This window comes from Micromonospora sp. NPDC051296, from assembly GCF_040682255.1.
Taxonomy (GTDB): domain Bacteria; phylum Actinomycetota; class Actinomycetes; order Mycobacteriales; family Micromonosporaceae; genus Micromonospora; species Micromonospora craterilacus.
This window is the reverse complement of record NZ_JBFBAO010000080.1, coordinates 1-21,472: the sequence shown is the minus strand read 5'-3', so window position 1 is coordinate 21,472 and position 21,472 is coordinate 1. Positions and strand designations below refer to the sequence as shown.

Annotated in this window: 14 protein-coding genes and 2 pseudogenes; 10 read left to right on the top strand and 6 right to left on the bottom strand. The window is 72.6% G+C overall.

All coding sequences use genetic code 11. From position 1 onward, the window contains the following. Positions 1–255 precede the first annotated feature (255 nt). Entirely contained in the window at positions 256–1,491 is a 1,236-nt protein-coding gene (locus tag AB0M52_RS11795) for an MFS transporter (protein ID WP_363952212.1), read from the top strand. Between the two features lie 40 nt (positions 1,492–1,531). Here the strand turns inward: AB0M52_RS11795 and AB0M52_RS11790 are convergent, their stop codons facing one another. Continuing rightward, complete coding sequence (locus AB0M52_RS11790; RefSeq protein ID WP_363952210.1) at positions 1,532–2,215, bottom strand: hypothetical protein; 684 nt, start codon at positions 2,213–2,215, stop codon at positions 1,532–1,534. Between the two features lie 69 nt (positions 2,216–2,284). On the opposite strand from AB0M52_RS11790, the gene AB0M52_RS11785 reads away from it, so the two are divergent. The 3 genes from AB0M52_RS11785 (at position 2,285) to AB0M52_RS11775 (ending at position 6,716) form a co-directional block, all read left to right on the top strand. Continuing rightward, positions 2,285–4,903, top strand: a complete 2,619-nt coding sequence (locus tag AB0M52_RS11785; RefSeq protein WP_363952208.1) for a valine--tRNA ligase — start codon at positions 2,285–2,287, stop codon at positions 4,901–4,903. Between the two features lie 140 nt (positions 4,904–5,043). Then, complete coding sequence (locus AB0M52_RS11780) at positions 5,044–6,315, top strand: folylpolyglutamate synthase/dihydrofolate synthase family protein (RefSeq protein WP_363952216.1); 1,272 nt, start codon at positions 5,044–5,046, stop codon at positions 6,313–6,315. Further along, positions 6,312–6,716, top strand: coding sequence for a DUF4233 domain-containing protein (locus tag AB0M52_RS11775; RefSeq protein ID WP_363952206.1), 405 nt, complete (start codon positions 6,312–6,314; stop codon positions 6,714–6,716). Before AB0M52_RS11780 ends, AB0M52_RS11775 begins: the two co-directional genes overlap by 4 nt. Positions 6,717–6,740: 24 nt before the next feature. Here the strand turns inward: AB0M52_RS11775 and AB0M52_RS11770 are convergent, their stop codons facing one another. Beyond that, positions 6,741–8,198 carry a VOC family protein gene (locus AB0M52_RS11770; RefSeq protein WP_363952203.1) on the bottom strand — a complete coding sequence of 486 codons (1,458 nt, stop codon included), beginning with the start codon at positions 8,196–8,198 and terminating at the stop codon, positions 6,741–6,743. A gap of 143 nt (positions 8,199–8,341) precedes the next feature. Here AB0M52_RS11770 and ndk point away from each other — a divergent pair, with 143 nt between their 5' ends. Then, entirely contained in the window at positions 8,342–8,767 is a 426-nt protein-coding gene (gene ndk / locus AB0M52_RS11765) for a nucleoside-diphosphate kinase (protein ID WP_363952201.1), read from the top strand. A gap of 22 nt (positions 8,768–8,789) precedes the next feature. On the opposite strand, the gene sigJ is transcribed toward ndk, so the two are convergent. Next, a complete protein-coding gene (gene sigJ / locus AB0M52_RS11760) occupies positions 8,790–9,665 on the bottom strand; it encodes an RNA polymerase sigma factor SigJ (protein ID WP_363952199.1) in 876 nt (291 codons plus the stop codon). Further along, positions 9,662–10,102, bottom strand: a complete 441-nt coding sequence (locus tag AB0M52_RS11755) for a carboxymuconolactone decarboxylase family protein (RefSeq protein ID WP_363952196.1) — start codon at positions 10,100–10,102, stop codon at positions 9,662–9,664. Before AB0M52_RS11755 ends, sigJ begins: the two co-directional genes overlap by 4 nt. A gap of 384 nt (positions 10,103–10,486) precedes the next feature. On the opposite strand from AB0M52_RS11755, the pseudogene ileS reads away from it, so the two are divergent. Beyond that, a pseudogene (ileS, locus tag AB0M52_RS11750) lies at positions 10,487–13,617 on the top strand (isoleucine--tRNA ligase). A 161-nt stretch (positions 13,618–13,778) separates the two neighbouring features. Continuing rightward, on the top strand, positions 13,779–14,477 hold the full coding sequence (locus tag AB0M52_RS11745; protein WP_363952194.1) for a lysophospholipid acyltransferase family protein: 699 nt from the start codon (positions 13,779–13,781) through the stop codon (positions 14,475–14,477). A 9-nt stretch (positions 14,478–14,486) separates the two neighbouring features. Here AB0M52_RS11745 and AB0M52_RS11740 read toward each other — a convergent pair whose 3' ends face one another. Continuing rightward, positions 14,487–15,962, bottom strand: coding sequence for a cryptochrome/photolyase family protein (locus tag AB0M52_RS11740; RefSeq protein WP_363952191.1), 1,476 nt, complete (start codon positions 15,960–15,962; stop codon positions 14,487–14,489). Between the two features lie 52 nt (positions 15,963–16,014). After that, entirely contained in the window at positions 16,015–17,406 is a 1,392-nt protein-coding gene (locus tag AB0M52_RS11735; RefSeq protein WP_363952188.1) for a hypothetical protein, read from the bottom strand. A gap of 207 nt (positions 17,407–17,613) precedes the next feature. Here AB0M52_RS11735 and AB0M52_RS11730 point away from each other — a divergent pair, with 207 nt between their 5' ends. From AB0M52_RS11730 to AB0M52_RS11720, 3 genes and pseudogenes are all read left to right on the top strand, one after another. Further along, positions 17,614–19,599 (top strand): TIGR03960 family B12-binding radical SAM protein, encoded by a 1,986-nt coding sequence (locus AB0M52_RS11730; RefSeq protein ID WP_363952185.1) that lies wholly within the window; start codon positions 17,614–17,616, stop codon positions 19,597–19,599. Positions 19,600–19,698: 99 nt separating this feature from the next. After that, on the top strand, positions 19,699–20,418 hold the full coding sequence (locus AB0M52_RS11725) for a TIGR03936 family radical SAM-associated protein (protein ID WP_363952214.1): 720 nt from the start codon (positions 19,699–19,701) through the stop codon (positions 20,416–20,418). 130 nt (positions 20,419–20,548) lie between these two features. Beyond that, positions 20,549–21,472 (top strand): annotated as a pseudogene (locus AB0M52_RS11720) (ribonuclease E/G); the annotation flags it as partial.

Here is a 21,472-nt window from a genome sequence, read left to right as displayed (position 1 = left end):
CACCCGGGAGGGTGTGGGAGAGTAGGACACCGCCGGACATTCTTTCGTTGAGGGCCACCCCTAATTAGGGGTGGCCCTCAACGCATTCCCACAACTAATTCCCAACGGAACGGTGGGCGGGGATTTCGCCCGGCTGCCCCGGCCCGTTAGGCGCGGCGGGCCCGCCAGGCCCAGACGGCGTCGCATTGCGGGGCGGGCGCTCTGGTGCCGATAAACCGGAGGCGGTTGGGAGGCACCGGCGCTAGCGTCACGCGGGTGACGGCACGCACGGCGGAGGCGGACAGTTCTCCCGCGCTGTGGCGGGACCGCGACTTCGCCGTTTTCTGGTCGGCGCAGACCCTGTCCGTGGTGGGCGACGGGTTCGCCTCGGTGGCCGTACCGCTGCTGGTGCTCCAGGTGACCGGGTCGGTGGCGCTGATGGGCCTGCTCACCGCGGTCGCCGGCGTTGCGGCCGTGGCCACCGCGGTGTTCGCGGGCGTGCTGGCGGACCGGGCGGACCGGCGACGCCTGCTCATCGGCTGCGACCTCGCCCGAGCGGTGCTGTTCGCCGCCGTTCCGGTGGCGTGGTTGTGGGGACCGCAGCTCTGGCTGCTCTACGTCGTACTCCCGGCGAGCGCCGCGGTCGGCATGATCTTTCGGGTGGCGTACGTGGCGGCGGTGCCGGGGCTCGTCGACGTCCGGCGGATCACGGAGGCCAACGGCAAGCTGTCGGCGAGCTACGCCATCGCCGGCATCGGTGGGCCGCTGCTGGCCGGCGTGGTCGCCGCCAGCTTCGGGTACGCCACCGCAGTCGCGGTGAACGCCGCGAGCTTCGCCGTGTCGGCCCTCGCGCTGTGCGCCGTACGCCTGCGGCAGGTCCGGGTCGAGCGGACCGCACTGACCCTCGCAGGCCTGCGCCGCGAGCTGCTGGACGGCGCCCTCTTCCTCTGGCATCACCCGGTGCTGCGAAGCCTGACCGTGCTGCTGTCGGTCTTCCTGTTCCTCACCTACGGGCTCGACGACGTGCTGATCTACCACGTCGGGCACAACCTGGGCGGCTCGGGCCGCACCGTCGGTCTGGTGCTGGGGCTCGCGGCCGGCGGGACCGTGGTCGGCTCGCTGATGGTGGCCCCGCTGCGGCGTCGGATCGGGTTCGGGGCGACCTGGTCGGGCAGCATGGCGGTGGCCGGCGTGGCGGTGGCGGCGGTGGGCTCGGTGCGTACCGTGCCGGCGGTCACCGCCCTGGCCGCTGCGTACCTCGGCGGGGTGGCCGTCGGGGCCATCTGCTCGTTGTCACTGCGGCAGGAGGTGACCCCGAACCATCTGCTCGGCCGGGTCACCTCGGTGTTCTGGGCGACCCACTACGCGCTCGGGCCGCTGGGCGCGGCGGTCGTCACCTGGGGCGCCGAGGCGTACGGCGTACCCCTGGTGTGTGCCGTGGCCGGCGGTGGGTGCGTCCTGGTCGCCCTCGCCGCGCTGGCCACCCCGGTCGCCCGAACCCGTTCCGGCTGATTCGGCGACCGGCCGACGCTGGGTACGCAACCAGGCGTGTTCAGTCGCGGATCTGGACGGCCTCGCGGATCTCCCGCAACAGTGCCGCGGACTCGTCGACCGACCGGAAGGGGAACATGGCCATCACCACGCTGCCGTGGTCGGCCCAGCCGCAGACCGCGAAGTCTCCGCCCTCGCCGCTGGTGCTGCCGCACCTCATCACACCGCCCAGCTTGCCGGCCGACACGTCGCGCAGGCCGGTCACCGCGCCGGTCTCGTCGGACATCAGCCCGAACAGGCTGTCCAGATCCCGCTTCGGCTGCCAGAGAAGGGTGGTGCCGCCGAAGATCAGCACGGAGCGGCGGGCGTCGGCCGGATCCTGGTAGACGGCGCCGAAGCTGCTGTCCAGCTGGATGTCGGCGGCGAGGCCGCTGCGCAGGTAGTCGGCGGTGCTCGACGCCCGTTCGCTGTCGTCCCGGGTCAGCCCGGCGGCCGTGTCCGGGGTGGTGATCCGCGCGTCCTTCTGCTGGGTGATTCGCCAACCCCAGGTGCCGAACGCGGCGATGCCGGCGAGCGCGAGGACCGCCAGCAGCACCACCGCGATGCGCCGTCGGCGGCCCCGGACCGCCGCCCGGTCGGTGGCGTCGTCCGGGGCGCGGTTGCTCAGCTCGATCGGCTCGTCGGTCAGGTCGACCGGCGGGGCGCCCTCGTCGAGCTGGCGTGCGGTGAGATGTGCGTCGGACATAGCCGACACCGTACGCGAACGGCCGGTGGCGCACGTCGGGTCCGCCGAAGCGCTCCGTAGACTTTCAGGGTGACCGAGAACCTGGATGCCCGACGCCCCGACGCCCCGACCCTTGCCGGCCAGTACCAGCCCGGCGAGGTAGAGCAGCGACGGTACGAGCAGTGGGTAGCCGACGGTCGGTTCCGGGCGTCAGCGGACAGCGACAAGCCCCCGTACACCATCGTCATCCCACCGCCGAACGTCACCGGCTCGCTGCACATGGGTCACGCGCTCGACCACACCGTGCAGGACGCCCTGGTGCGGCGTAAGCGGATGCAGGGCTTCGAGGCGCTCTGGCTGCCGGGCATGGATCACGCCGGCATCGCCACCCAGAACGTGGTCGAGCGGCAGTTGGCCGCCCAGGGCCTGTCCCGCCACGACCTGGGCCGGGACAAGTTCGTCGAGCGGGTCTGGCAGTGGAAGGCCGAGTCCGGCGGCGCCATCCTGGGCCAGATGCGCCGGCTCGGCGACTCGGTGGACTGGGAGCGCGAGCGCTTCACCATGGACGAGGGGCTGTCGCGCGCCGTCCAGACGATGTTCAAGAAGCTGTACGACGACGGCCTGATCTACCGGGCGAACCGGATCATCAACTGGTGCCCGCGCTGCCTCACCGCCCTCTCCGACATCGAGGTGGAGCACACCGACGACGACGGCGAGCTGGTGTCGATCCGCTACAGCGACGAGGTGGTGGTGGCCACCACCCGGGCCGAGACGATGCTCGGCGACACCGCCGTGGCGGTGCACCCGGACGACGAGCGGTACCGGCACCTGATCGGCACCGAGGTCGAGCTGCCGCTGACCGGGCGGCGGATCCCGATCGTGGGTGACGCGCACGTCGACCCGGCCTTCGGCACCGGCATGGTGAAGGTGACCCCGGCGCACGACCCGAACGACTTCGAGATCGGGCAGCGGCACGGCCTGCCCGCCCTGACGATCATGGACGAGCGGGGCGTCATCACCGCGCACGGTCCGTTCCAGGGCCTGGACCGGTTCGAGGCCCGTCCGGCGATCGTCGCCGCACTGCGCGAGGAGGGGCGCATCGTCGCGGAGAAGCGGCCGTACGTGCACGCCGTCGGCCACTGCTCCCGGTGCCGGACCACGGTCGAGCCCCGGCTGTCGCTGCAGTGGTTCGTGAACACCTCGCCGCTGGCCAAGGCGGCCGGCGACGCGGTGCGCGACGGCCGGGTCCGGATCGAGCCGGCGGAGCTGGCCAAGCGCTACTTCGCCTGGGTCGACAACATGCACGACTGGTGCATCTCCCGGCAGCTCTGGTGGGGCCACCGCATCCCGGTCTGGTACGGCCCGGACGGCGAGGTCGTCTGCGTCGGACCTGACGAGCAGCCGCCGACCGGCGAGGGCTGGCACCAGGACGAGGACGTGCTGGACACCTGGTTCTCCAGCGGCCTGTGGCCGTTCTCCACCCTCGGCTGGCCGGAGCGGACCCCGGACCTGGCCAAGTTCTACCCGACCAGCGTGCTGGTCACCGGGTACGACATCCTCTTCTTCTGGGTCGCCCGGATGATGATGTTCGGCCTGTACGCGATGGACGGCAAGCAGCCGTTCGACGTGATCGCCCTGCACGGCATGGTCCGCGACGAGCACGGCAAGAAGATGTCCAAGTCGTTCGGCAACGTGGTCGACCCGCTGGACTGGATCGACCGCTACGGTGCCGACGCGACCCGCTTCACCCTGGCCCGGGGCGCCAACCCCGGCGGCGACGTGCCGGTCAGCGAGGAGTGGTGCCAGGGGTCGCGGAACTTCTGCAACAAGCTGTGGAACGCCACCCGGTTCGCGCTGATCAACGGCGCGCACACCAACGGCCCGCTGCCGGCCGCCGAGCGGCTGTCGACCGTCGACCGGTGGATCCTGTCCCGGCTGGCCCACGTCACCGCCGAGGTGGACGAGCAGTTCGAGGCGTACGAGTTCGCCAAGGTCTGCGACCTGCTGTACCACTTCGCCTGGGACGACGTCTGCGACTGGTACGTCGAGCTGAGCAAGCCGGTGCTGGCCGGTGGCGGCGAGCCGGCCGAGGTCAGCCGCCGGGTCCTCGGTCACGTGCTGGACCAGTTGCTTCGGCTGCTGCACCCGGTGATCCCGTTCGTCACCGAGGAGCTGTGGACCGCGTTGACCGGCGGCGAGACGCTGCTCAACGCGGCCTGGCCGACCGCCGACCGGGCCCTGGTCGACGACGCCGCCGAGGCGGAGGTGGCCACCCTGCAACGGGTCGTCACCGAGGTCCGCCGGTTCCGCTCCGACCAGGGGCTGCGCCCGACCCAGCGGGTCGCCGCCCGGCTCGACGGGCTGGCCGGTGCCGGTGTCGCGGCACACGAGCCGCTGATCCGGTCCCTGGCCCGGCTCGACCCGGCCGGCGACGACTTCCAGGCCAGCGCGACGCTGGCCATGCCCGGAGAGGTCAGCGTGGCGCTGGACACCCGGGGCTCGATCGACGTGGCCGCCGAACGGGCCCGGCTGACCAAGGACCGCGCGGCGGCCGAGAAGGAGGCCGGGCAGGCCCGGGCGAAGCTGGACAACCCGGCGTTCGTCGGTAAGGCCCCCGAACCCGTCGTCGCCAAGATCCGCGAACGGCTGGCCGTCGCCGAGGCCGACCTGGCCCGCATCGACGCCGCCCTGGAGGCGCTTTCCTCGTGACCGACCGCACCGACCGCACCGACCGCGCCGCCCGCACCAATCCCCGGGCGGGCGCAGAGCCTTCCGACCGGACCAACCGCGCCGGGCACGCCGCCTTCGCCGAGGTCGAAGCCGAGCTGGCCGGGCGTGGGTTCACCCGGATGGTCTTCGAGCTCGACCGCATCTCGTCCCTGCTCGACCTGCTGGGCAGCCCGCAGCGGGCGTACCCGTCGATCCACCTGACCGGGACCAACGGCAAGACTTCCACGGCCCGGATGATCGATTCGTTGCTGCGGGCGTTCGGGCTGCACACCGGCCGGTACACCAGCCCGCACCTGGAGACCGTCCGGGAGCGGATCAGCCTGGACGGCGAGCCGGTGGACGAGGCCCGGTTCACCGCCGTGTACCAGGAGGTCAAGCCGCTGGCCGAGCTGGTCGACGGGCGCTCGGCCGAGCCGCTGACCTACTTCGACATGACCACCGCGCTGGCGTTCGCCACCTTCGCCGACGCGCCGGTCGACGTGGCCGTGGTCGAGGTGGGCCTGGGCGGGGCCGAGGACGCCACCAATGTGATCCAGGCCGGGGTGTGCGTACTGACCCCGATCGGGCTGGACCACACCGAATGGCTCGGTGACACGCTGCAGGACATCGCGGTCGCCAAGTCCGGCATCATCCACCCCGGCGCCACGGTCATCTGCGCCGCGCAGGAGGAGGAGGCCGCCCGGCCGATCCTGCAACGGTGCGCCGAGGTGGGCGCGACCATCGCCCGGGAGGGCTCCGAGTTCGGCGTACTGCACCGGGCGGTCGCGGTCGGCGGGCAGGTGCTCACCCTGCAGGGTCTGGGTGGAGTGTACGAGGAGGTGTTCGTCCCGCTGCACGGTGCCCACCAGGCGCAGAACGCGGCGGTGGCGCTCGCTGCCGTCGAGGCGTTCCTCGGCGCCGGCGCCCGCCGGCAACTGGATGTGGAGGCGGTGCGGGAGGGCTTCGCCGCCGCCAGTTCCCCCGGGCGGCTGGAGCGGGTCCGCAGCGCCCCGACGATCCTGCTGGACGGCGCGCACAACCCGCAGGGGATGGCGGCCACGGTCACCGCGCTGCAGGAGGAGTTCGCGTTCAGCAAGCTGGTCGCGGTGGTGGGCGTGCTGGCCGACAAGGACGCGGCCAGCCTGCTGGAGCTCCTGGAGCCGGTGGTCGACCAGCTGGTGGTGACCCGGAACAGCTCGCCGCGGGCGCTGCCCGTAGAGGAACTGGCCGCGCTCGCCGCCGAGGTGTTCGGGCCGGATCGGGTCGAGGTGGCCGAGGAGATGCCGGACGCGATCGAGGCGGCGGTGGCGCTGGCCGAGGAGGACGTACCGGGCGAGCTGGCCGGGGTCGGGGTGCTCATCACCGGCTCGGTGGTGACCGTGGCCGACGCCCGCCGGTTGCTGAAGCGATGACCGGGCCGGACGGCACTCCCCGGCCTGACGATGCCGGTGAGCCCGGCGGTGCGCCGGGGTCGCGCCGGTCGGGGTTGCGTGACCCGCAGCGGGCGGTACGCGGCCTCGGCGCGGGCACCCTCGCCCTGGAGGCGTTGGTGCTGCTGCTGGCCATCCAGCCGATCAGGGTGGTCGGCGGTGACCTCGGCGGCCCCGCGATCGGGGTGGTGGTGGCCCTGGCAGTGGCCTCGGCCGCGCTGGCCGGCATGATGCGCCGGTCGTGGGCGTGGCACGCCGGCACCGTCCTGCAGGGGCTGCTGTTGCTGTCCGGGCTGCTGCACTGGTCGCTGTTCGTGCTGGGCGTCATGTTCGCGCTGGTGTGGGCGTACGCCCTGCACGTGCGCCGGGTGATCCTGGGCTAGCCGCAGTCAGCTGCCCAGGGCCGACTACGCCTCGGCGCGCTCCCGCCACTGGGTCAGTGCGATGCCGTGACCGTCCGGGTCGCGGAACGCCGCCGCCCACACCTCCAGCTTGGTGCCACGGTTGACCACCCGCGGGGCGTAGGTGAACCGGACGCCGGAGTCGCGCAGCCGCTCGTACGCCGACTGGATGTCGTCGACGTCGAGGTTGACGTGTACCAGGCGACGGCTGATCGGCTGGGCGCCGGTCACCTCCCGCAGCACCAACCGGGTCGCCCCGGAACCGAGCACGGCGTTGCCGGTGCCCCGGTCGACCTCGCTGAATCCGAGCCGGTCCCGGTAGAACTCCAGGGAGCGGGACAGCTCGGTGACCAGCAGGGTGATGCCCACGCCACTGATCGGCGCGGCCGGGTCGGCGGCGTCCGGGTCGAAGCCGAAGATCGCCTCGTCCAGCTCTCGAGCGCCGACCGTCTCTTCCCGCCCGCCGGCCGGCTGAACCCGGGTGCCGACCGGCCGGTCCCCGGTGGCTGCCGCGCCCGCGCCACCGCCGCTGCTCGGGCGCGGCGCCGGATCGTCCAGCGGGAGATCGAGCGGGTCGAGCGGATCCGTCGGGGCGGGCGGCGGGTCGGCCTGTCGCTCGGCCGTGGCCGGGCCGGAGAACTCGCCGGCCAGCGGCGGGCCGGAGAACTCGCCGGCCAGCGGTGTCTCCTCCTCGGCCGGTGGCGCCGCGAACCGCTCCTCGGCCGGCGAGCGGGGTGCGGGCGTGGCCCGGCGGGGCAGCGGTTGGTCGCTGGCCTGCTCCACCACGGTCCCCTCCAGCACCACCGGGGCGCCCGGACGCTGGCGTACCCGCACCGTCTCCCGCTGTTCGACGGGCTTGGCCGGATCGTCGCGGAGCGGGTCAGCCAGCGGGTCGCCCAGTGGGTCGTGGAAGTCGTCCTCGGGTGCCCGTCCGGCCCACGGCGGGGCCTGCTGCCCGATGAGCACCTCGTCCGGCGGGCCCTGACCGGCGAACTCGCTGGCGAACTCCGGAGGTAGGTCGGCGGTGCCGGCCTCGGCGTGGGTGGGCACCTCGTCCCAGAGGACCCGGACGTGTCGCGGGTCGTCCAACGCCACCCGGATCGGCAGGGACTGGCCCAGCGACGGCCACTTGGAGACCGGCACCCGCGGCTCGATGATCTTCTTCGACCGGGGCGGGAGCCCGGGAGCGTCGATCACCAACTGGAGTTCGCAGCGCCCGAAGGCGTACTGGGTGGGCGGCTCGGAGGCGCTGTGCACGTGTCCGGCCCCCACCACCCAGGTGCGACCGCCGCCGCGTACGGTGGCCAGCGCGATCGCCAGCACCAGCAGGGCGACCCCGAGCGCGACGATGGCCCAGCTGGTCATGCCCAGGCCGAAGAGGATCACGAAGGTGGCCACGGTGCCGAGCACCGCGGCGATCAGCTTGCGTACCGGTGCGATGGGCCGGCTCCCGCCATTCGCCACAGTGGACCTCCCGGGTGGTCAGGGCCAGGCTAGGCCGGATCGGAGGCCGGGGGAAGGACCGACCACCGCGCCGGCGCCGGGACCGGGTCGCTAGGCTGACCGTACCCAGCCCGACCGGCTTCCGCCCTGAGGAGGAACCCAGCGTGTCCAGCAGCAGCCCGGACGAGCGCACGCTCGTACTGATCAAGCCCGACGCGGTTCGCCGTGGAATTGTCGGCGAGATCATCTCCCGCTTCGAGCGCAAGGGGCTGCGGATCGACGCGATGGTGTCCCGGACGATGGACGCCGCGCTGGCCGACGAGCACTACGCCGAGCACGTCGACAAGCCGTTCTACCCGCCGCTGAAGGCGTTCATGACCGGCGGCCCGCTGGTCGCGGTGGTGCTCTCCGGCGACCAGGTCATCGAGGTGGTGCGCGGTCTGATCGGGGCCACCGACGGGCGCAAGGCCGCCGCCGGCACCATCCGGGGCGACCTCTCCCTGTCCAACCGAGAGAACCTGGTGCACGCCTCCGACTCGGCCGACAGCGCCAAGCGGGAGCTCGCGCTCTGGTTCCCCGAGCTGGGCTGATTCACCGAGCTGAGCTGACGCTTCAGACCAGCCAGGGCAGCTTGTCGGGGTTGGCCACGATGAAGACGTCGGTGATCCGGCCGTCGGCGGTGCCGAGGGTGACCACGTACCGCCGGCCGGCCGCGGGCACCATCACGGCGGCTGGCTGACCGTTGAGTTCCGTGCGGTGCACGGTCAGCGGCCCGCCTCGGTCCCGGATCCCCAGCACGAACCGGGCGACCCGGTCGGCCCCGGTCACCGGTTTGCGGGCGGCCCGCACCCGGCCGCCGCCGTCGCTCCACGCGGTCGCGTCCGCGGCGACCAGGTCGGTCAGGGCGGCCAGGTCGCCCTCGTCGGCGGCGGCGAGGAACGCCTCCAGCAGCCGCTCCTGCTCCGCCGGCCCGGCGGTGAACCGGGGCTCGCGCCCGATCCGGGCGGTCGCCCGGTGGTGCAGCTGACGACAGTCATCGGCGGATCGGTCCAACAGTTCGGCGATCTCGGCGTACGGCAGCTCGAAGGCCGTGTGCAGCACGTAGACCGCGCGCTCCGGCGGGGTGAGCCGCTCCAGCAGGTGCAGCAGCGCGATGGAGAGCGAGTCGCGCAGTTCGACGCGTTCCAGCGGCCCGAACGGCGACGGCGCGGTCGGCACGGGCTCCGGCAGCCACGGCCCGACGTACGCCTCCCGGGCGGCCTGCCGGGCCCGTAGCCGGTCCATCGCCAGGTGGGTCACCACCCGGGACAGGTAGCGGCGTGGCTCGGTCACCCCGGCGCGGTCGACGCGTACCCAACGCAGGTACGCCTCCTGCAGCACGTCCTCGGCGTCGTGCCGGCTGCCCAGCAACCGGTACGCCAGCCCGAGCAGCATCGGCCGGTGCGCGTCCAGCGCACCGGCCGCCTCTACCGCGTCGAGCGGGCTCACCCGTCCGTGGGGGGCTGGCTGCGGAAGGTCACCGCGATCCGGTTCCACACGTTGATTGTGGCGATGGCCAGGACCAGGTCGGCGAGGGCCTTCTCCGGCCATACCGCCGCGGCGGACGCCCACACGTCGTCGGGCACCCCGTGCTCGCCCAGCCGGGTCACCGCGTCGGTCAGGGCCAGCGCGGCGCGTTCCCGCTCGTCGAAGAAGGGCGCCTCGCGCCAGGCGGCCACCGCGAACAACCGGCGGTTCGACTCCCCGGCGGCTGCCGCTTCCCGGCTGTGCATGTCGACGCAGTACGCGCAGCCGTTCAGCATCGACGCACGCAGTTTCACCAGCTCCAGCACGGTGTGGTCCACGTTGGCCCGGACGTACTTCTCCAGCCCCAGCACGCTCTGGTACGCCTCCGGCGCCACCTCGGCCACGTTCATCCGCTGCATGACGACCTCCCTGTCGGTGGATGTGACACCGACACGACGGCCCGGGCGCGCCGCAGCGTGACACCCCGACCCTGTGACGCCGGTCATGTGCCGAGGGAGGGGGGTTATCGGGGGGCGGGTGGGGTGGGGGTGGGTATTATCGGGAGTGTATGGCGATGATCCGGCTATCACCGGTGAGCCTCCGGAAGAACGGCCGGGTGACCGGCTCAGTAGAACCGGACGGGTCCGGCCCGTCACAGCCGGTCAACGAGCGGGCGGTCGTATTTTGGCCGTCAAGCGGGGTGGTACCGCGGGTCCGGCCCGGGGCGCCGGTGACGGCGTACCGGACAAGGGCTCGTCCTCGCAGACCCACGACGAGTGAGCTGCTGAGGAGAGCGACCCCCGATGGCCTATCCGTTGCACGACCCGACCGCCGCCGGCGTCCCGGCGAGCCCGGACCTGCCCGCGGTCGAGCGCCGGGTGCTGGAGCACTGGACGGCCGACAAGACCTTCGAGGCGTCCGTGGACGCCCGCGACCCGGGCGAGAACGGCGGTAACGAGTACGTCTTCTACGACGGTCCGCCCTTCGCCAACGGCCTGCCGCACTACGGGCACCTGTTCACCGGGTACGTCAAGGACGTGGTGCCGCGTTACCAGACCATGCGCGGCCGGCGGGTGGAGCGGCGCTTCGGCATCCAGCCGAGGTGGTGGCCGAGAAGCAGCTCGGCATCACCAGCAAGGCGGAGATCCTCGACCTCGGCGTGGCCCGGTTCAACGAGGCGTGCCGCACCTCGGTGCTGGAGTTCACCCAGGACTGGGAGCGGTACGTCACCCGGCAGGCCCGCTGGGTCGACTTCGCCAATGACTACAAGACCCTCGACCTGGACTACATGGAAAGCGTCATGTGGGCCTTCAAGACCCTGCACGACAAGGGTCTGGTCTACGAGGGCTTCCGGGTGCTGGCGTACTGCTGGCGGTGCGAGACCCCGCTGTCGAACACCGAGACCCGGATGGACGACGTCTACCGGGACCGGCACGACCCGACGCTGAGCGTGTGGTTCGAGCTGACCGCGGACGAGACCGCGCCGGAGCTGGTCCGCGGGCCGGTCCGGCTCGGCGTCTGGACCACCACGCCGTGGACCCTGCCGTCGAACCTGGCGCTCGCCGTCGGCCCCGACATCGAGTACGCGGTGCTTGAGCGCGACGGGCAGCGCTACCTGGTGGGTGCCGCGCGGCTCGGCGCGTACGCCAAGGAACTGGAGGGGTACCAGCAGGTCGGCACGGTGCGCGGTGCCGATCTGGTGGGGCGGCGGTACACGCCGCTGTTCGACTTCCTGGTGGAGCACGCCGGTGAGAACGCCTACCAGGTGCTCGGCGCGGAGTTCGTGACCACCGAGGACGGCACCGGGATCGTCCACCTGGCCCCGGCCTTCGGCGAGGACGACCAGAACGTCTGCAACGCGGCCGGCATCCCGACCATCGTCACCGTGGACGACCACACCCGGTTCACCGGGCTGGTCCCGCCGTACCAGGGCGAGCAGGTCTTCGACGTCAACAAGCCGGTCATCCGGGAGCTCAAGGATCGGGGGGTGGTGCTCAAGCAGGACACCTACACCCACTCGTACCCGCACTGCTGGCGCTGCGACACCCCGCTGGTCTACAAGGCGGTGTCGTCCTGGTTCGTCGCGGTGACCAGGTTCAAGGACCGGATGGTCGAGCTGAACCAGCAGATCAACTGGACGCCGGGGCACATCAAGGACGGCTCGTTCGGCAAGTGGCTGGCCAACGCCCGGGACTGGTCGATCAGCCGGAACCGGTTCTGGGGCTCGCCGATCCCGGCGTGGCGCTCGGACGACCCGAACTACCCCCGGGTGGACGTCTACGGGTCGCTCGCCGAGCTGGAGCGGGACTTCGGCGTACGCCTGACCGACCTGCACCGGCCGGCGGTGGACGAGCTGGTCCGCCCCAACCCGGACGACCCGACCGGAAAGTCCATGATGCGCCGGGTGCCGGAGGTGCTGGACTGCTGGTTCGAGTCCGGCTCGATGCCGTTCGCCCAGGTGCACTACCCGTTCGAGAACCGTGACTGGTTCGAGCACCACTACCCGGGCGACTTCATCGTCGAGTACATCGGGCAGACCCGCGGCTGGTTCTACACCATGCACGTGCTGGCCACCGCGCTGTTCGACCGGCCGGCATTCCGCAACTGCCTCAGCCACGGCATCCTGCTCGGCTCCGACGGGCGCAAGATGTCCAAGAGCCTGCGCAACTACCCGGACGTGTACCACGTCTTCGACTCGTACGGCTCGGACGCGATGCGCTGGATGCTGATGTCCTCGCCGGTACTGCGCGGCGGGGACATGCCGGTGACCGAGTCGGGGATCCGGGACGCCGTCCGGCAGGTGCTGCTGCCGCTGTGGAACGTCTGGTACTTCTTCTCGCTCTACGCCAACGCCGACGGTTACACCGCCCGACGCCGGACCGACTCGACGCACCTGCTCGACCGGTACCTGCTGGCGAAGACGAACGAGCTGGTGTCGACCGTCGGCGCACAGATGGACGCGTACGACATCTCCGGTGCCTGCGCCACCGTGCGGTCCTACCTGGACGCGCTGACCAACTGGTACGTGCGCCGCTCGCGGGACCGGTTCTGGAGCGGGGACGCCGACGCGTTCGACACGCTGTCGACGGTGCTGGAGACGCTCTGCCGGGTGCTGGCGCCGCTGGCGCCGCTGACCGCGGAGGAGATCTGGCGCGGGTTGACCGGCGAGCGTTCGGTGCACCTGGTGGACTGGCCGCAGGCCACGGAGTTCCCGGCCGACCACGACCTGGTGGCCGCGATGGACGCCACCCGGGCAGTCGCCTCGGCGGCGCTGTCGCTGCGCAAGGCCAAGGGGCTGCGGGTGCGGCTGCCACTGTCGAAGCTGACCGTGGCCTCGCCGGTGGCCGACCAGCTGCGTCCCTTCGCCGACCTGGTCGCCGACGAGGTCAACGTCAAGCAGGTGGAGTTCACCGACGAGGTGTCGGCGTACTGCCAGCAGGTGCTGACCGTGGTTCCCCGGGCGCTCGGGCCCCGGGTCGGCAAGCAGGTGCAGCAGGTGATCAAGGCGGTCAAGGTCGGGGAGTGGGAGCTGGTCGACGGCGCCCCGGTCGCCGCCGGCGTCACCCTCGCCGAGGGGGAGTACGAGCTGCGCCTGGTCGCGGCCGACGCCGAGCACTCGGCGCCGCTGCCCGGTGGCGAGGGAGTGGTGGTGCTGGACACCACGGTCACCCCCGAGCTGGCCGCCGAGGGGCTGGCTCGGGATGTCGTTCGGGTGGTGCAGCAGGCCCGCCGGGACGCCGACCTGGACGTCTCCGACCGGATCGTGGTGTCGGTGTCGGCCTCCGAGGAGGTCCGGGCTGCGGTGTCCGGGTACGCCGACTTCGTGGCCGGGGAGGTGCTCGCCGACAGCGTCGACTTCGCCGAGGGGATCGACGGCTTCGCCGGCGAGGTCGGCGACGGCGAACGGGTCACGGTCGCCGTCCGCCGAGTCTGACGGGAAAGGAGGGGCCCCTTCTTAACGCCTGAGGCGGTGAAGGGGTCCCTTCTTAACACCCGTCACCCAGCCAGCGGACCCGGCCCACCTCGCGCATGATGGTGTGCAGCGGTCCGCTACGGTGACACCGCCCTTACCTCACTCGATCTGCCGGAGGACCAGTGCCGCTGCTCTACACCATCGGCAAGCTCACCGTGGGGCCGACGATGCGGCTGGCGTTCCGACCGACCGTGGAGGGGCTGGAGCACGTCCCGGAGACCGGCGGGGCGATCTTCGCCGGTAACCATCTCTCGGTGGCCGACGAGCTGTTCCTCGGCACGGTCGTGCCGCGGCACCTGGCGTTCTGGGCGAAGTCCGAGTACTTCAAGGGGACTGGCGTCAAGGGTTGGTTCTCCAAGTTCGTGCTCACCGGCCTCGGCGCGATTCCGGTGGAGCGGGCCGGCGGCCGGGCCGCGCTGTCCGCGTTCGACGCCGCCATCCCGGCGCTCAAGGGCGGTGACCTGGTGGTGGTTTACCCGGAGGGCACCCGCTCGCCGGACGGGCGGCTGTACCGGGGACGCACCGGGGCGGTCCGTCTCGCCATCTCGGCCGGCGTGCCGATCATCCCGGTCGGCATGATCGGCACCGAGAAGGTGCAGCCGATCGGTGCCCGGCTGCCGCGACCCTTCACCGGGAACATCACCGTCAAGTTCGGCAAGCCGCTGGACTTCACCGGCCGGCCGGACGACCGGCTCTCGCTGCGGCAGATGACCGACGAGATGATGGGCGAGATCCAGAAGCTCACCGGCCAGGAGTACGTGTCCCGGTACGCCCCGCCCCGGGCCCAACCGCCGGCCGCCGACGGACCCAACGGCGGCTGATCCCAACGGTCAGGGTGGGGCCGCGCCGCGGCGGTCCTCCTGGGCGCGTACCTGGTCGACGTCGCCGAGCCGATCCAGCTGGGCCATGGTGCGGGCCAGCCGGGCGTTGCCCGGGATCCGGTCCCGGTTGCGGGACAGGAACGACCAGTAGCCGGCGGTGAAGGGGCAGGCGTGCTCGCCCAGCCGGGTCTTCGGGTCGTACCGGCAGCCGCCGCAGTAGTCGCTCATCCGGTTGATGTACGCGCCGCCCGCCACGTACGGCTTGGTGCTCATCCGCCCGAGGTCGGCGTACTGGCTCATGCCGACGACGTTGACGGTCATCACCCAGTCGTAGCCGTCGACGAAGCTGCGGTGGAAGAAGTCCACCATCTCCGCCGGTCGCCAGCCGCGTTGCAGCGCGTAGTTGCCCAGCACCATCAGCCGGGGAATGTGGTGCACCCAGCCGTGCTCGCGCAGGTCGGACAGCACGCCCGACAGGCAGCGCGCCTGCACGGCCTCGGCGTCCAGGTCGCGGAACCAGGCCGGCACCGACTGTCGGGCGGCCAGCGCGTTGCCGCGCCGGTAGCCGGAGTCGAAATACCAGTACAGGTTCCAGATGAAGTCCCGCCAGCCGAGGACCTGCCGGATGAAACCCTCCACGCTGGGCAGCGGCGCACCCTGCTTGCGGTACGCCTGCTCCGCGGCCCGGATCGCCGCCATCGGATCGAGCAGACCGAGGTTGAACGAGGAGGACAGCAGGCTGTGCGCCAGCCACGGGTCGCCCGCGAGCATCGCGTCCTCGTACGGGCCGAACGAGGGCAGCCGGTGCTTGAGGAAGTGCCGCAGCCGGGCCTGCGCCTCGCGGGTGGTGACCGGGAAGCGGCGTGGGCCGTCCCGCCCGACGAACCGGATGCCCTCCCGTTCCCACCGGTCGAGGTCGGCTCGGACCTCGGCGTCGATGTCGTCCTCGCGGGGCATCGGCGGAGGCGGCACAGCGAGGCGGTCGGCGCCCTTCGGCGGGGGCTGGCGATTCTCGGGGTCGAAGCTCCACCGCCCGCCGACCGGCTCGTCGCCGTCGACCAGCACCCGGTGGTGCTCCCGGGCGAACCGGTAGAACGACTCCATCCGCAGCGCACCCCGCCGGCCGTCCGCCCAGTCGGCGAACTCGTCGAGGCCGGTGACGAAGCCGCGCGGCGGCAGCACGGTGACCCGGTCCAGTCCGCGGACGAAGTCCAGGGCCGCCCGAGAGGTCGGGTGGCAGACCTCCAGTGGTTCGCGTACCCGGCGCAGCGCCTGCCGGTAGGTCTCGGCGCGGAGGAAGACCGCCTGGTCACCAAGCTCGGCCGCGCGGTGGCGCAGTGCCGACAGCACCAGGTGCGCCTTCTGCCGGTGGAACGCGCGACGCCGGAAGACCGCCTTGGACTCGATCAGCAGCACCGGCTGGTGGCGATCGTCGAGAAAGTGCGGCCCCAACTGGTCGGCGAAGAGCCAACGCTGCGGCGGCATGCCCCAATTGTCCCACATTGGAGCGTCGGTGTGTGCGAGGCTGGCCCGCCGGTCAGCCGTTTGTGTTGACGATCTGCTTCCGCAGGGTGCCGAGCAGCCGGGCGCTGTCGTCCACCGAGAGGTCGGTGAAGACCGCACTGGTGATGCTGCCGTGGTCGACCGAGGTGCAGACCACCACTCCGACGCCGTCGGAGCGACCTACCGCGCAGCGCTCGTGCCGGCCCCGGACGCTGCTCTCCACGACCTGCGCCTCGCCGAGGGCGTACTGCTCGGTGAGCCGCTCGATCTCGGCGTCGGCGTCCGCCGAGGGGGTGAGCCGGAATCCGGTGCCGCCGAAGACGGTCACCCGCTTGCCGGCGCGGGTGGCGTAGATGCCGGCGAAGGTGTCCTCGGCGAGCAAGTGCGCCTGGCGCATCTGCGTCTCCAACTGCCGGGCGGTCTGCGTGCTGCGCGCGTCCTCGCGCAGTTGCAGGTCGGCCACCTGCGCCGGCAGTGCGGCGCTCGCCGGGTACTGGGCGACCATCGGCGTGCCGTAGTAGGCCGGGCAGCCGCAGCAGCAGGCCAGGGCCAGCAGCAGCACCCAGGGCCAGCGGCGCCGCTTGCGGACGGCGACCGGGACGTACCCCGGGGGTGCCTGCCAACCGGGCGGCGGCGCGACCGGCCGCGCCTTCTTTCCCAGCCGGCCACGAACGGGCGGCGGCGCGGCCGGGGGGATCGGATGGGCCGGCGGGATGGGGTGGGCCGGCGGCGGATACGCCGGCCCGGCCGGCCGCATCGGGGTGGCCGGCGAGGTCGGCATCGGCGGCGGCGGGACCCGCGACGCCGGCGGTAGGTGTGCCCCGGGCGGCGGCTGGACCGGCGGCGGTGCCGGGGGCCCGGAGTATGGCCGGGTCGGCGGCGGGGCCGGGTAGGACAGCGTGGGCGGCAGGGCGGGGAAGTCGGCCGACGGGAGTTCCCACCCACTGGTGTCCACACCGGCCCACGGGTCCACCGGGGTCTGGTGCTCGGGCTCGGGTGCCGGCGCGGGCGGTGGCGGGGTCGGGTCGGCGGACGCGCCCCACGCCCGGCGGCGCGGCGTCGGCGGCGGGACGGAGGCCGAGCCGCTCCACCGTGGCGCCGGCGCTTCCTCCGCCGCCGGGTCGGGCAGTACCCGGGTGCCCTGCGGGCCGACCTCGCCGGCCGGAGCGGGGCCCTGGTCGCCCTTCGCCGTGGTGCCGCCTTCGTCACCCTCCCCGGCGGTGACCTGCCGGGTGGCTTGCCCGCCAGAGTCGGCGTCGGCCGGTCGGGTGGGTTCCTCGCCAGGCCCGGTCGTGGCCGGCCGGGTCGGTTCCTCGCCGGCCCCGCTGGAGGGCTGCTCCTGGGTGACCACCGGCTCCCCTTCCTGAGGTGAATCGGGAAGGTTCCCGTCGACCGGCCGGTCTGCTCCCGGCTGCGGCTCCGGCATCGCGGCAATCTCCTCTCGCGCCGACCCGAGGTTAGTACCGATGTGCCACCGTGACCGAATCCGGCTCCCGGCCCCGACCCGTGCGGCGAGGCGCACCGAGCCCGTGCGGCGAGCGCCGGGGGTGGTGGAGCAGGGGCGGCTCGTTGACAACCGGGCCGGGCAGGTGTGGCGTGGTGGTCGGTGGACGGGCGCGTACCCTTGGGCATCATGAGCGTCCCGTCCACCACGCCGCGCCCCGTCGCGGCCAACTCCATGTGGCCCCAGCTGGAGCCGTTGCTGCCCCTGGTGTCCAAGCCCATCCAGTACGTCGGTGGCGAGCTGGGCGCGGTGGTCAAGGATTGGGACGCGGCGACCGTGCGCTGGGCGCTGATGTACCCCGACGCGTACGAGGTCGGCCTGCCCAACCAGGGCGTGCAGATCCTCTACGAGGTGCTCAACGAGCTGCCCGACGTGCTCGCCGAGCGGACGTACGCGGTCTGGCCGGACCTGGAGAAGCTGATGCGCGCCCACGGCGTGCCGCAGTTCACCGTCGACGCCCACCGCCCGGTCCGCGATTTCGATCTGTTCGGAGTGTCGTTCGCCACCGAGCTGGGCTACACCAACCTGCTCACCGCGATCGACCTGGCCGGCGTACCGCTGCTCGCGGCCGACCGCACCGATGCCGATCCGGTGATCGTGGCCGGCGGGCACGCCGCGTTCAACCCCGAGCCCATCGCCGACTTCGTCGACGCCGCCGTGCTCGGCGACGGCGAGGAGGCGGTGCTGGAGATCACCGGAATCGTCCGGGAGTGGAAGGCCGAGGGCTGCCCGGGCGGCCGGGACGAGCTGCTGCTGCGGCTGGCCCGGACCGAGAGCGTCTACGTGCCGCGCTTCTACGACGTGGACTACCTGCCCGACGGCCGGATCCAGCGGGTCGTGCCGAACCGGGCGGACGTGCCGTTCCGGGTGCACAAGCGCACGACGATGGACCTGGACGCCTGGCCGTACCCGAAGAAGCCGCTCGTCCCGCTGGCCGAGACGGTGCACGAGCGGTACGCGGTGGAGATCTTCCGGGGCTGCACCCGGGGCTGCCGGTTCTGCCAGGCGGGCATGATCACCCGTCCGGTGCGCGAGCGGTCGATCACCACCGTGGGGCAGATGGTGCAGCAGGGGCTGGAGTTCTCCGGCTTCCACGAGGTGGGCCTGCTGTCGCTGTCGTCGGCCGACCACTCCGAGATCGGCGACATGTGCTCCGGCCTCGCCGAGCAGTACCAGGGCACCAACGTCTCGCTCTCGCTGCCGTCCACCCGGGTGGACGCGTTCAACATCGACCTGGCCCAGGAACTGTCCCGCAACGGCCGGCGGACCGGTCTGACCTTCGCCCCGGAGGGCGGGTCGGAGCGGATCCGCAAGGTGATCAACAAGATGGTGTCGAAGGACGACCTCATCCGCACCGTGGTCACCGCGTACACCAACGGTTGGCGGCAGGTGAAGCTCTACTTCATGTGCGGCCTGCCCACCGAGACGGACGAGGACGTCCTGGAGATCGCCGCCATGGCGCACGAGGTGATCAAGGCGGGCCGTGCCGCCACCGGCTCCAAGGACATCCGCTGCACCGTCTCCATCGGCGGGTTCGTGCCGAAGCCGCACACCCCGTTCCAGTGGGCGGCGATGGAGCGTCCGGAGGTCATCGACCACCGGCTCAAGCTGCTCAAGCAGGCGATCAACGCCGACCGCTCACTGGGCCGGGCGATCGGCTACCGCTACCACGACGGCGAGCCGTCGCTGATCGAGGGCCTGCTGTCCCGCGGTGACCGCCGGGTCGGCGCGGTGATCCGCCGGGTCTGGGAGAACGGCGGCCGGTTCGACGGCTGGAGCGAGCACTTCTCGTACCAGCGCTGGGTGGACGCCGCCGCCGAGGTGCTGCCCTCCTTCGGGGTGGACCTCGACTGGTACACCACCCGGGAGCGCGAGGAGCTGGAGGTGCTGCCCTGGGACCACCTCGACTCCGGCCTGGACAAGGACTGGCTCTGGCAGGACTGGCAGGACGCGCTCAGCGAGTACGAGCAGGACGACTGCCGGTGGACGCCCTGCTTCGACTGCGGCGTCTGCCCGGCCATGGACACCGAGATCCAGATCGGCCCGACCGGCCGGAAGCTGCTCCCGCTGACCCCGGTCAACGGTCTGAAGCTGCCCGCCGGCGCCCAGCAGTGACCCCGGCGCCCCGGGAGGGGTCCGACACCGAGGAGCAGGACGATCAGTAGGAAACCACAGCCCGAAGGCGGCCAGGCACCGGTCGTCCAGCGCGTCCGGATCCGGTACGCCAAGCGTGGCCCGCTGCGGTTCACCTCGCACCGGGACTTCGCCCGGGCGTTCGAGCGGGCGTTGCGCCGCGCCGGCGTACCGGTGGCCTTCTCCCAGGGTTTCACCCCGCACCCCAAGATCTCGTACGCCAGCGCGGCGCCGACCGGGGTGGCGAGCGAGGCGGAGTACCTGGAGGTCGGCCTGCGGGAGCCGGTCGACCCGGCCGCGCTGCGCGCGGCGCTGGACGCCGCCCTCTCGCCCGGCCTCGACGTGCTCGACGTCGTGGTGGCCACCGGCGGCGGCCTGGCCGACCGGATCGAGGCGTCCCACTGGCGGATCGAGCTGCCGGAGGTGGATCCCGCCGTGCTGGCGGAGGCGGTGACCGCCTTCACCGCCGCCGAGGAGGTAATGGTCGAGCGGATGACCAAGCAGGGGCGGCGGACCTTCGACGCGCGGGGCGCGGTTATTGCCATCGATGTGAGCGCCCCGCCGGTGACGCCTTCCGTGGCCCCGGCCGTACCGTGTGCGATACTCGAACTGGTCGTGCGGCAGGTCACCCCGTCCGTACGGCCCGATGACGTCCTTTCCGGCCTCCGCGTGGTGGCCGGCCTGGAGCCGCCGGTGGCCCCGAAGGTGATCCGGCTGGCTCAGGGCACGCTGACCGCGCAGGGTGCGATCGTGGATCCGCTGGACGCGGACCGCGACGGGGCAACCATCGGCGGGCGCTGACCGACGGTCGGCACCCAGGCAGGCAGACTTCGCCGGTCGCGCACGCCGTGCGCCCGGGGAAACACCTTTGCGGCAACCCTGCGTGGCAGCGCTCACCCGCGCCCGGGGAAGCCAGAACTGGAGAACGTCCATGCTCGAGAACGAGCCCGAGGGCGGCGAACGGACCGGCGCAAACCCGGCCGCCGAGACCGCCGAGAACAGCACCGCCGGCGCGGCGAGTGAGGCAACCGGTGCCGGCGCGCCGCAGGACGCGACCGGCCCCGTGCCGGACGCCGTCGCGCCCGAGCAGGCCGCCGGCACCGTGAGCGGTGCCGCCGACCTGGGCGGCGCGTCGGCCGCCGAGACGCCGCCCAAGCGGCGTGCCTCCCGGCGCCGGGCCACCCCGGTCAGCCAGCCGGAGCAGACCGACGCCCCGGTGGAGGCGTCCAGCGCCCCGGCCGTGGGCAGCGGGGAAGCGCCGCAGGCCGAGGTCTTCGCCCCGGTCTCCGGCGACCTCGACGCCGTGCCGAAGACCACCCGCCGGCGTCGCAAGGCCACCACCGCTCAGAAGGCCGTCGACGAGCCGCTGGCCGCGGCCGAGGTCGAGGCCGCCGCCGGAGATGTCGTACCGCCGGTCAAGGTGACCCGTACCCGCCGCAAGAAGGCGGCTCCCGCGGCGGCCGCCGAGCCCCCGGCGGAGCCGGCGGCCGGGCCGAGCCAGGAGCCTGCGATCGTGGAACCGCCGGCCGCTGCCGAGCCCCCGGCCGGTACCGACTTCGGCGCCGCCGTCCCGCCGGCCGAGAGCGCTGCTGCCCTGCCGGCGGGCGGCCCGGATGAGCAGCCTGCGGCCCCGCCGGCCCTGGAAGCGGCCGAGGAGCCCGCGGCGGAGCCCCGGTCCCGCCGGCGGCGGGCCGCGCTCACCGCACCAACGGTGCTGTTCATGGCCCCGGAGGAGATCACGGCCGCCCGCGCAGCCGCTCCGGCCGCTGCGTACGGCGATGCCGGCGATCTCCAGCGGAGCACCGATCCGGGCGGCGAGGTCCGCCGACTGCTCGTGCAGCAGCCGGACCACCTC

Bases quoted from the DNA above. Each gene is read 5' to 3' on its own strand.
- AB0M52_RS11775 (WP_363952206.1), top strand. From the start codon at position 6,312: ATGACCGGGCCGGACGGCACTCCCCGGCCTGACGATGCCGGTGAGCCC.
- AB0M52_RS11780 (WP_363952216.1), top strand. From the start codon at position 5,044: ATGGTCTTCGAGCTCGACCGCATCTCGTCCCTGCTCGACCTGCTGGGC.
- AB0M52_RS11735 (WP_363952188.1), bottom strand. From the start codon at position 17,406: ATGCCGGAGCCGCAGCCGGGAGCAGACCGGCCGGTCGACGGGAACCTT.
- AB0M52_RS11740 (WP_363952191.1), bottom strand. From the start codon at position 15,962: ATGCCGCCGCAGCGTTGGCTCTTCGCCGACCAGTTGGGGCCGCACTTT.
- AB0M52_RS11730 (WP_363952185.1), top strand. From the start codon at position 17,614: ATGAGCGTCCCGTCCACCACGCCGCGCCCCGTCGCGGCCAACTCCATG.
- AB0M52_RS11755 (WP_363952196.1), bottom strand. From the start codon at position 10,102: ATGCAGCGGATGAACGTGGCCGAGGTGGCGCCGGAGGCGTACCAGAGC.
- AB0M52_RS11790 (WP_363952210.1), bottom strand. From the start codon at position 2,215: ATGTCCGACGCACATCTCACCGCACGCCAGCTCGACGAGGGCGCCCCG.